Below are 1,628 nucleotides of genomic sequence, written 5' to 3'. Positions count from 1 at the left end.
CCTGGTGGCAAGTGGATCGCAGACCACCGTCACCCTGCCGGTGACGGCCGAAGCCGTGATCCCCGAGGTGCCGGTGGAACCGGCCCTGCCGATCTGCGGCAAGGACAAGCCCGGCAAGGAAGCAGCCCCTGACAAGGGGATGCACGGGTCCGAGAAGGCCAGGTCCGACAAGCCGGGCAAGAAGTGCACTCCTCCCGGAAAGGCGAAGGGCTAACTGACGCCCGACGGAGAATCGGCAGGACCCCCGCGGTATCTCGCGGGGATCCTGCCCTTTAACCCCCTCCAAAGTTTCCCGCTTCCTGCCGGGGTACGTTCAGCTCTGGTGCTGGGGCACTTCCCGCGCCGCGGAGGCGGTAAGACTCGTGACAATGGCCCTCGCGATGTCGTCGGCGTCGCGCAGTGTCCGGGCACCGGCCTCGAGGGAAGCGCCGGCCTCGGCCGCAATGGCCGTCCCCCACTGCACCGAGGCAAGCTGCAGCCCGATCACGAAGAAGTCCTGCTGGACCCCGCCGGCGCCATTGAGCGCACGGTAGGGGGGCGCGGTCACGTCGAGGCCGCCCGACGCAACTGGTACGCCGTCCTCGGCCATGAAGAGATGCGGCCTCACCACGCCGTCAGCGAGCAACTGGCGAAGAAGCACCGAAACGCTCGTGGACACCCGGTTCGCCGGCATCATCGCCTCCACCAGGTAGCGGGCGGTGAATTCGGTACCCACCCACGGTGACACGACCCGGAACAGCCCTTCCTCGGTATCGACGCCGAACTTCGGGTTCGGTCCCACGAAGTGCACGAGCCCGGCCCGCACGAGCGCTGCCAATTGGAGGATCCGCTGCAACGGGGGCCCGCTCGCAAGTCCCTCGACCAGCGGTTCGAACCAGCCGCGCAGTTCCGAGGTCCACGCCGCGTCGGTCAGTCCGCCGTCGGCCGACGCCTGTTTGATCATCCACCGGCCGGCATTCAGCGCCCGAATGGCCACTTTCAGCGGATCATCGACGTCAGGAGCGGACCCTGCGGCGTCGGCGTCGAGATACTCGAGGACCGCCTCGTCGAAGGAGCCGCCGCCTCCGAAGTGGCGGCCGGCGAAGGGGTGCCCCAGTGCTTCGACGTCGAGTCGGAGCGCGGCGGGAACCATTCGGTCCAGCACCTCGCCCAGGGTATGGAGCCATTCCGGCCCCGGATGGTCGAGGGCCAGGCGCACCGCGGCAAGGACCTCCGCCGGGGGCCGGCGCAGCGCCTGGGAATTCACCCGGGCCAGTGAGCCGTAGTACGCCCACAGGACGTCGCGGTGCAGCAGCGGCCAGAAGTCGTGGTCGAACCCGGGCTGAATTCCTGACTGGGCGAACGCCGCCAGTGACTCCGGGGTGCAGTAGGGCGGCCGGACCTCGTCCCCCGGTCCGCAGGCACTGCCGGGTGCTGCTTCCCGCGCCCGGTAGGGCGCCCCTCGGCGCGACGCGGCGATGATCCGGGGTTCCCTGCCCGACGCCGCATAGACCAGCCGGCCGTCGCTGCCCGCGCTGAACCGCCCGCCGCGGCCCTCCGTCAGCTGGATCATGGCGTCGAAGAAGTTCAGCCCCAGACCGCGGACCAGCACGGGTTTGCCGGCGGGAAGGCGCCGCCAGTCGACGTCG

Annotated in this window: 1 protein-coding gene and 1 pseudogene; one reads left to right on the top strand and one right to left on the bottom strand. The window is 69.8% G+C overall.

Annotated features, from left to right (window positions below; translation table 11 throughout):
* A partial coding sequence (locus Y705_RS22505) for a hypothetical protein (RefSeq protein ID WP_026533469.1) occupies positions 1 to 214 on the top strand: 214 nt, incomplete at its 5' end.
* Between the two features lie 99 nt (positions 215 to 313).
* On the opposite strand, the pseudogene Y705_RS22500 reads toward Y705_RS22505, so the two are convergent.
* Positions 314 to 1,628: pseudogene (locus Y705_RS22500) on the bottom strand (FAD/NAD(P)-binding protein); the annotation flags it as partial.

Source organism: Arthrobacter sp. H41 (genome assembly GCF_000520535.1).
In the GTDB taxonomy this organism is placed as follows: Bacteria; Actinomycetota; Actinomycetes; order Actinomycetales; family Micrococcaceae; genus Arthrobacter_D.
This window is presented reverse-complemented; position numbering and strand designations above follow the sequence as displayed.